General features: G+C 75.2%; 5 protein-coding genes. All 5 read left to right on the forward strand.

Annotated elements, in window-relative coordinates; translation table 11 throughout:
- The first annotated feature begins 262 nt into the window (after positions 1-262).
- The 5 genes from WEB03_RS00485 (at position 263) to WEB03_RS00505 (ending at position 8,611) form a co-directional block, all read left to right on the forward strand.
- Positions 263-1,264, forward strand: a complete 1,002-nt coding sequence (locus WEB03_RS00485; protein ID WP_368069011.1) for a hypothetical protein — start codon at positions 263-265, stop codon at positions 1,262-1,264.
- Between the two features lie 232 nt (positions 1,265-1,496).
- Positions 1,497-2,312: a hypothetical protein gene (locus tag WEB03_RS00490; RefSeq protein WP_368069012.1), complete on the forward strand. Its 816-nt coding sequence runs from the start codon at positions 1,497-1,499 to the stop codon at positions 2,310-2,312.
- Between the two features lie 268 nt (positions 2,313-2,580).
- Complete coding sequence (locus tag WEB03_RS00495) at positions 2,581-5,154, forward strand: hypothetical protein (RefSeq protein ID WP_368069013.1); 2,574 nt, start codon at positions 2,581-2,583, stop codon at positions 5,152-5,154.
- A 246-nt stretch (positions 5,155-5,400) separates the two neighbouring features.
- Positions 5,401-5,922, forward strand: a complete 522-nt coding sequence (locus WEB03_RS00500; RefSeq protein WP_368069014.1) for a hypothetical protein — start codon at positions 5,401-5,403, stop codon at positions 5,920-5,922.
- A gap of 313 nt (positions 5,923-6,235) precedes the next feature.
- The gene (locus WEB03_RS00505) at positions 6,236-8,611 is read left to right on the forward strand and encodes a S8 family serine peptidase (protein WP_368069015.1); all 2,376 of its coding nucleotides are present in this window, start codon (positions 6,236-6,238) and stop codon (positions 8,609-8,611) included.
- Positions 8,612-8,811: the final 200 nt, after the last annotated feature.

Consider the following 8,811-nt stretch of genomic DNA (forward strand, 5'->3'; position numbering starts at 1 on the left):
CGCCACCTCGCCGCCTCCCCGACCACGTGACCCCGCCCCGAGACCCGCGACCTCGCTGCCGGCGCGGCTTCGTGCACCGAGGTGACGTGGATAGGGGCCTTCCGGTGCACGCTCGCCACGGTCGCTCCCGTGCGTGCACGGAGGCGACCCGATCCACGTCGGTCGTGCGCACGCACGGCGATCGACCGTCGTCAGGCACGCCGTCCACAGGCGGGAGGAAGCTCGAACCCACCGGATCGACCCACCACGTCATGATCCTGCGATGGGTATCGACGAGCTGATCGAGATCACGGTGGCTGCGGGCGGCGTCATCCACGCCGTCGCCGCTGCGGAGGCGCTCGAGGTCACGTCTCGACGGGTCCGTGAGACGGCCCGTCGGCACGGCTGGCAGTTCCTCCACCGCGACGTCGTCGGTCCTCCGGGTACGCCTTCGACGCCGGAGGTCCGGGCGAAGGCGGCCGTCGCGCAGCTGTCGGGTGCCGATCTGGACGTGCCTCGACCGGTCGCGGTGTCGAGGTGGTCGGGTGCTCACCTGCTCGGGGTCGGGATCGGGTCACCCGTGCGGGTCCAGGTCCACGTGCCTGTCCACCGGGCACCTCGCAGCGTCCCGGACCGCATCGAGGTGATCCGGACGCGCACGTGGGATGGGGAACGCATCGAGGAGGTCGATGGGGTGCCGGTGCTCGCTGCCCCGTGGATCGTGCGGTCGTGTGCGCCGGTCGCCAACCTCTCGACGCTGACCGATCTGGTCATCGACCTGGTCCAGACGCGTCGCACGACGCTCGACGAGGTCGCCGCCGAACACGATCGGTGGCCGAGGTACCCGGGGCGAGGACGGGTCGCCGAGGTGCTGGCTCGGCTCGACGCTGCGGGGCGCACCGATGTGTCCTCCGAGCTGCGCGTGAGGGAACGGTTGGTCGCCGCGGGGGTGCCGCTGGACCACGGGCAGGTAGCGGTCCCCTGCGCGGACGGTCGGTCGGTACACCTCGACCTCGGGATCGCCTCGATCCGGTTCGGGATCGACCACGACTCGATGCTGGCACACAGCAAGAGGTCCCAACTGTTGGCCGATGTGCGCCGTTCCAACGCGCTGACGACGGCTGACGACGACTGGCGCATCCTGCGAGCGACGGTCGAGGACCTCGGTCGAGGCTGGGATCGCTTCCTGGCCAGCGTCCGTGACGCCGTGCACCGACAGGCCCAGCGGTACCTCGGCGTCCCCTGGCCGCGGCCGGAGGACGTGGTGACGCCGTCCCCACGCTGATCGTGCACGCGGGTGACGCTGGGTGGGTCGTTCCCGTGCACGATCGCGGAGGCCGGTCTGGAACGTGCACTCGTCCGACCCGATCGACGTCACCTGCGTGCACGGACGGTGGCGTGGTAGCCCTCGACGGGTCGGGGTCGGGGCCGGGGTCGGGGTCGGGGCCGGGGCCGGGGGCGGGGGCGGGGGCGTCGCGGGCGGGGGATACGCGGACGCGCGGCGTAGGCTCGTTGGCGTGACCGGGACCCCGCTGCCGCCACCGCCGCCTGCCGATGCGCTCGCGAGGTTGTTGCCTCCCGACGTGGACCTCGCCGCGGGGTGGCGCCACCAGGCGGCTGGGCCGGTGTGGCACGGGGTGGTCTGGGGCCGGCTCGGGCGTGGGGACCTGGCGTGGGCGCACCTCGACCGCGTCCGTCTGCCCGACCTGGAGCCGTGGATCGCGGCCGAGCGTGGGCGGGTCCTGCGCGAGCTCGGCCTCCACGCCGACGCCGAGGCGATCGAGATGCCCGCCCTCCTGCGCGCCACCGACCCGGTGGACGAGGCGATGCTCCGGGTGTCGCTGGTCGCCGACGCGGTGGGGCAGGGGGACGCCGACCGGGCCGTGCGGCGGTTGGTGGCGGCTCGCGACGCCGTGGCCAGGGCTGCGGACGGCCCGAGGACGGCGAGGCAGCGGGTGCGGCTGTCGTGGGTGGCCACCGAGGTCGCGTTCCTGACCGGAGGCGAGCCCCCGCAGGTGGACGACGACGCCACACCGAGGTGGGACGAGGCCGCCGGTCGCCCCCGGTTCGGCCCCGACCTCGCGCACGGGTCGGACTTCCACCGGGCGAAGGCGCTGCTGTTCGCGGGGGTGGTACGGGACGAGGCTCGGTTGCTGGACGCCGCGGTCGGCCTGGCGCCGCCGATCCTGGCGTGGGCGGTCCACCTCGCGCGCGCTGACCGTGGCATCCCGGGAGCGGCCGATCAGGCGCGGGAGGCGTGGCGTGAGGTGGTCCCGCCGCCGGGCTACGCCGAGGTGGTGGCCGCGACGGCGACCGCGCGACGCCTGGCCTGACCGGGCGCCGCGCACCGCGCAGCGGTTGGCCTGACGGCGCCGCCGGCCGCGCTCCGCCTGGCCTGACCGGACGGCGCCGCCGGCCGCGCTCCGCCTGGCCTGACCGGACGGCGCCGCCGGCCGCGCTCCGCCTGGCCTGACCGGACGGCGCCCGACCGCGCGCCGCCTGGTCTGACCGCCCCTGCTCGCTCGGGTTCCCGGAGTGGACGGCCACCGGCCGGGGTCGCTGCGAGGGTGGTCGAGGGCCACCTTGCTACCGTCGCGAGCCATGGCCTCCTCCTCACGCTCAGCTTGGCTCTTCGAGGCGCTGGACGTCCTCGAACGCCGCTCCGCGCTGCTCCGCACGGTCGCTCTCGGCCTGTGCGGGGTCGGCGTGCTGTTCGCCGTGGCCGCGCCCGGTCTGGTGCCGCCGCGGCCCCTGATCGGCGCCGCGGTCGCGCTCGCGTCCGTGCTCATCGCCATCGCTGTCGCGGTGGTCGTCGACGCCGGTGACGCGACCATCCGCGGGCCCCGGCACGTGCGGTCCGTCGGCGGCGAGCTGGTCGCCGTGCTGCCCAGCGCCATCTCGCCCGAAGCGGTCGGAGACCTGGCGGCGTCGGTCCTCGCTGCTCGCGACGGCCGCCGGCTCGTCCTCGGGATCGCGGGTGCGTCGCGCGGGGCCGACGTGCCGGCGTGGACCGACGCGCTGGGGGTCGCGCTGGCCGATCGCGATGCCAGCGTCCTGGTCGTCGACATCGCCTCGGGCGCGACCCCGAACGACGGGCTGCTGGAGGTCGTCCGCGACGGTGCGTCGCTCGGCCACAGCGTCAGCTTCGAGACCGACGTGAAGCTCGCGCGGCTCGGAGCCGGCCGCGACATCGACGCCGCGATCGAGGCGGCCGCCGAGCTGCCGACCCAGCTGCCGAAGGACCTCGAGGTGCTGCTGGTCGCGCTGCCGCCGGTCACCGAACCGGACGTGGTGGCGGCCGCTTGTGCGCTGAACGCGGTGCTGCTGGTCGCCCGCCGCGACCAGACCCCCCGGGTGCGCCTGCAGGCGGCCATCGAAGCGGTCGAGACCGCCGGGACCACCGCCCAGGTGATCCTCATCGACGACCGGACCGCGCGGGCGACCGGCTCGGCTCCGCGGCCCGCTTCGGGCGCGTCGGTACCGATGACGAGCCGCACCGCGCCACCCCGCGACGACGCACCCCGCGACGGGGCATCTCGGGGCGACGACTCGGGTGACCTGCGGGGGCCCGCCCGCGCAGGCGATCGCTCGGTCGATGGGGCCGTCGGGGGCGAGGGGCGAGGCGCCGAGGCAGGTCCGGTCCGTGGCGCCGATCGGTCCGGCGCGACGCCGGGTCCGGCCACAGCGTCGCCGTCGGCCATCGCCGCAGGCACGAGCGGCTCGGCGGCGGGTACCGCTGCGGCCGGTGCAGCCGGTGCGGCGGGTGCGGCGGGTGCGGCAGCAGCAGCCGCTGGGCTCGGTGTGGCTGGCGCGGACGGACCGTCCCGCGGGTCGACCGGGACCCCCGAGGAGCCGGTTGATCGGGGAGCCCGCCCCGACGACACCGCATCAAGCGACGCCGGCTCGGCCCGCATCAGGTCGGACGACACAACGACAGACGCGCCACGGTCCGGTGACGACCGGGGCGATGACGAAGGTTGGACCTCGGGTGTCCACGATGACACCGTCGCGTTCGCTCCCATCCGGCCCGCCGACGGCGCGCCCGCACCGCTCGCTCGCGGGAGAGCGGACGACGACCGATCGGCGCCCGAGCCGACCGCCGATGACTCGGACCGCGATGGGTCGGGGGGCGGCGGTGTGGAAGCGGAACGAACCGTGCCCGTCGCCACCCCGATCGCCGCGGCGCCCGAGTCCGACGATCCTGACGTCGATCGGGCTGACGCTGATCGGTCCGAGGCCGTCGAGGCCGTCGAGGCCGTCGAGGCCGTCGAGGCCGTCGAGGCCGCTGAGAACGCTGACGCCGCGGACCCAGTCGACGCCGATGGCGACGCCCGCGCCGACGCTGCGGACGACACCCGCACCGACGCTGCGGACGACGTCGACGCCGACGCTGCGGACGACGCCGCGGAGCGGGACGACGCTGCTCCGACCGGCACGGGCGACGAAGCTGGGCCGAGCGGCGAGGCGGAGCCCGCGCAGCCGACCGAGACGCGTCGTTTCAGCTCGCAGGAGGACATCGGCCGGTCTCCCGGCCCGTCCGTGCGGGTCGTCCGTAATCTGCCGCCGGGCGCGGTCACCCGCAAGGCCCCCTACGCCGAGACCTTCCCGGACCCGAAGGCAGCGTCGGTCCCGCGCGATACCGACGTCCTCTCCGGGGCGAGAGCCGCCGAGTTCGCGGCGCGGATCGATGCTCGCAGCGAGCACGAGACCGACACCGACACCGACGGTGACGCTCCGACCGACGCCCCGACGTCGACCGATGCTCCGACCGACGCCCCGACGTCGACCGATGCTCCGACCGACGCCCCGACGTCGACCGACACCTCGGCCGACAGCCCGACGTCGAGCGACGAATCCGGCGGCGGCGAGACGGACCCAACGCCCGAGCCAAGGCCCGATGCGGACCTGAGCGCCACGCCGGAGGCCGAGTCCGGTCCCGCCGTCGACCCCGCGTCGGTGGACACGCCGACCTCGGGTGCCGAGAGCGACCATGCCGACCGCGACGACCAGGGCGACGAGGGAGCTGGGGAGGCCGAGGTCGTCGATGCGACCGACGAGCTCCCGGCGGTCCGAGCGACGCGCGGCGCTCCGGCCGAGGACGACCCGCTGCGGACCACGGCGCAGCTCGCCCTGCTGATGGACGAGCTCCAGGAGCGCGACGACGACCAGGCCTGAGCCCGCTCCGCCGCTCTCCCGCCCGAACGCGCCCCGATCCCGTCGCCCCAGCCGCGTGGCGAGCGTCGCCTGGTCGCGCGCCGACCGCATCCGATCCCTCTCCGCTGCCCCGTCCGAGGTCACGTGAGCTCCTCCTCGCACCACGACCGCTGCCATCGCCGCCGCCGCGACCGCCGCGACCGCCGCGACCGCCGCACTCGTCGCACCCGCCGCACCCGCTGCCCCAACGGCACCCGCCGGTTCCGCGTGGGTCTGCTCGTCGTGATCGCCTCGTTGCTCGCGGCCTGCGGCGGTGACGACGGCATGGTCGCGTGGCGCGACCTCGAGCTCACCGTCCCCGACGGGTGGGTCGTGTTCGAGGAGGAGGACTCGCGGCTCAGCCTCGCGAACCAAGCGATCGGTGCCGACGTCGCCGAGGCGGACCGGCCCGACGGCGACGTCGTCGCGGTCTTCCTCACCCACCGCCCGGGCGTCACCCCGGGGGAGTGGCGCAGCTACATCGAGGAGGTGGGGGCGACGCTCGAGGTCGACCAGCCGATCGAGGTCGGCGGGGTCCCGGCGACCCGGTTGCAGTTCCTGACACCCGGTGGCGACGGCTCGGCGACCACCCGCGAGCTGGTCGTCGTCGTGCCTGCACGCGAGGTCGAGCTGCTCGCACAACCGGTCCCGCTCCCCGACGACGAGCAGGCCCCGGCGACCTTCGACCGCGCGCTGCCGACCTTCGACGAGCTGCTCGACTCCGTCACGTGGGGCGCCCCGCTCGACTGATCGGCACGCCTCCCGCGCACCCCGCCGTCGCCTCTCGCGCACCCCGCCGTCGCCTCTCGTGCACCCCGCCGTCGCCTCTCGCGCACCCCGCCCAGGCAGCTCGCCGACGTCTCGCCCACGCAGCTCGCCGACGTCTCGCCCACGCAGCTCGCCGACGTCTCGCCCAGGCTGCTCGCCGACACCTCGCCCACGCTCCACGCACGCCCCGCGCACGGAAGGGCCGGAAGACGTGCTGCTGGCGTGCCGAACGGCCGATGAGAGCGGCGCGGAAGCGTGCCGTGCGGGACCATGCGCCGCTCGGAGAGGGTGCTGGATGCAACGAACGCGGAACTGGCTCGTCGGGGGACTCCTCGTCGCGCTCTGCGTCGGCTCGGCTCCCATCGCGTCGGCCACCGAGACCGCGATCGCAACCGCCTCCGAAGGCACGGTCACAGCCGCCGAGACCACGGCCACCGGGACCACCGAGGCGGCCGCAACCGCCTCCGAGCCCGAGTCCACGGTCGCAGCCGCCGAGACCACGGCCACCGAGGCGACCGCAGCAGCGGCCAAGGTCACGGGCGCGCAGGCCCGCTCGGCCGCAGCGCAAGAGGCCGTCGCTGGCGTGGCGCTGCGGGAGCTGGCCACGGCCGCCTCCTCGGAAGCGTCAGCCCGCGTGGGTGACGCCATCGCCGACCGGCTGCTCGTGACCTTCCGCGAGGACGTGACCGTCGTCGAGGGGCAGGCGGTGCTCGATGCGGCCGGCGTTCACGGCCAGGCGACGGACGGCTACCGCGTCGCCGTCGTCGACGTGCAGGGGGACCCGGCCGCCGCGATCGCCGGGCTCGCCGCCGCGCCACAGGTCGTGGACATCGACCTCGACCGGCTGCTCGCGTTCCGCCCGGCCGCGCAGGACCGCCAGCCGACCCGCGCCGCCACCTCGGCCACCTCGGCCACCTCGGCCACCTCGGCCACCTCGGCCACCTCGGCCACCTCGGCCACCCCGGCCACCTCGGACCGAGACGATCCCGGTGCGGGCGCGGCCTCCGTGAACACCGCGGAGGACGACGAGGTCGTCGACCCCCTGCGCGGCGCGCAGTGGTGGTGGAAGAACGAGGGCCAGCAGGTCCAGGGCAGCACCGGTTTCGCGCAGGTCGGTCTGGCCGGGATCGACATCGGCGCGGAGGCCTCCTGGGTCGCGACCCGCGGCCGCCCCGATGTCGTCGTCGCGGTCGTCGACACCGGCATGGACATCCACCACCCGGACCTCCAGGCCAACCTCTGGCACAACCCGACGGTCGGTGCGTTCGGGTGCCCCGACGACCTCCACGGCTGCGACTTCAGCGGTCCCAGGCCCACCGGAGAGGTCTACAGCGGTGTCCCTGGAGAGGACGACCACGGCACCCACATCGCGGGGATCGTCGCCGCCGCCGAGGACGGCTACGGCATGGTCGGTGTCGCCCCCCGGGTCCGGCTCATGAGCGTCAAGTTCCTCCGCGAGGACAAGGGCTTCGTCGGCGACGGCATCCGCGCCATCCAGTACGCCACCAGCGCCGGTGCCGACGTCATCAACGCCTCTTGGGCGGTGTCGGGGACGCCGACGTCGACCGGCCAGCTCGCCCAGCTCGATCAGGCGATGCGTGACGCGCGGATCCCGGTGGCCGCGGCGGCCGGGAACGAGGGCGCCGACCTGGCGGACGCACCGGCGATGCCAGCGTCGTCCGAGGCGCCGAACGTCATCACCGTCACCGCGTTCGACAACCGGGGGATCGTCCCGGAGTTCGCGAACTGGTCCGCCGTCGACGTCGACGTCGCAGCGCCCGGGGTGCGCATCCTCAGCACCCTCCCCGAGGGCCGGCACGGCTACCTCGATGGCACCTCGCAGGCGGCCCCCACCGTCTCCGGGCTGGCGGCGCTGGCGGTCAGCGCCACCGGCAACAACGACGGGGCTCGCATCGCCCGGGCGATCCGGGTCGGTGCGCGCCCCTTCGGGCCGCTCAACCGGCCGGGTCCCGAGTACTTCCACGCGCCGAGCTCCGCGTCCGTGGCCGGGGTCGCCAGCGGGCCCGGGATGCTGCACGCGCTCGGCGTCCGGCTCGGTGCGTGCCCGACCGGCGCCCCACCCGCGCCGGCATCCGACCTGCCCCGACCGGGCACGCACACCGCCAACATCGACTGCGTCGTCCACCACGGGCTGGCGGGTGGCTACAGCGACGGCACCTACCGCCCGAACGACACCGTCTCGCGCGGCCAGGTCGCCACGTTCCTCGCGAACCTGTACCGCACGGCTGCCCCGCTCGCCCCGGCGAGCGAGCCTCGTTTCACCGACCTCGGTACCTCGGTGCACCGCGACGCGATCGAGTCGCTCGCCGCCGTCGGGGTCGTCAGCGGGATCACCGCGACGACCTACGGTCCGAACCGCCCCGTCTCGCGCGAGCAGTTCGCCTCGCTGGTGGTGCGGACCTACGAGCGGCTCGCCAAGGGCAACGTCCGGCCGACCGGGCCGGTGTTCGCCGACGTGGTCGGGTCGCCGCACGAGCGCAACGTCCGGGTCGCGACCCACCTCAGCTTCGTCCGCGGCGTCAGCGCGGACCGTTTCGACCCACGCGCCGAGGTGACCCGGGGCCAGCTCGCGACCCTGCTCCGCGGCGCGCTGGACAAGCTGGTCAACGACCGCGTCAGCACCGTCGCCGTCCCGACCTCCGCCAGCTGACGGGGGCCGGGTGGCTGGCGGGCACCGGGTGGCTGGCGGGCACCGGGTGGCTGGCGGGCACCGGGTGGCTGGTGATCACCGGGTGGCTGGTGATCACCGGGTGGCTGGTGAGGCGCAGGTGCCCTCGGAGCCACCCACCGCCCGTGAAGCCACCCACCGCCCGTGAGCCACCCTCGTGGCCGTCCCGGAGCCACCCACCG

Origin of the sequence: Nitriliruptor sp. (assembly GCF_040882075.1) — a bacterium.
GTDB lineage: Bacteria > Actinomycetota > Nitriliruptoria > Nitriliruptorales > Nitriliruptoraceae > Nitriliruptor.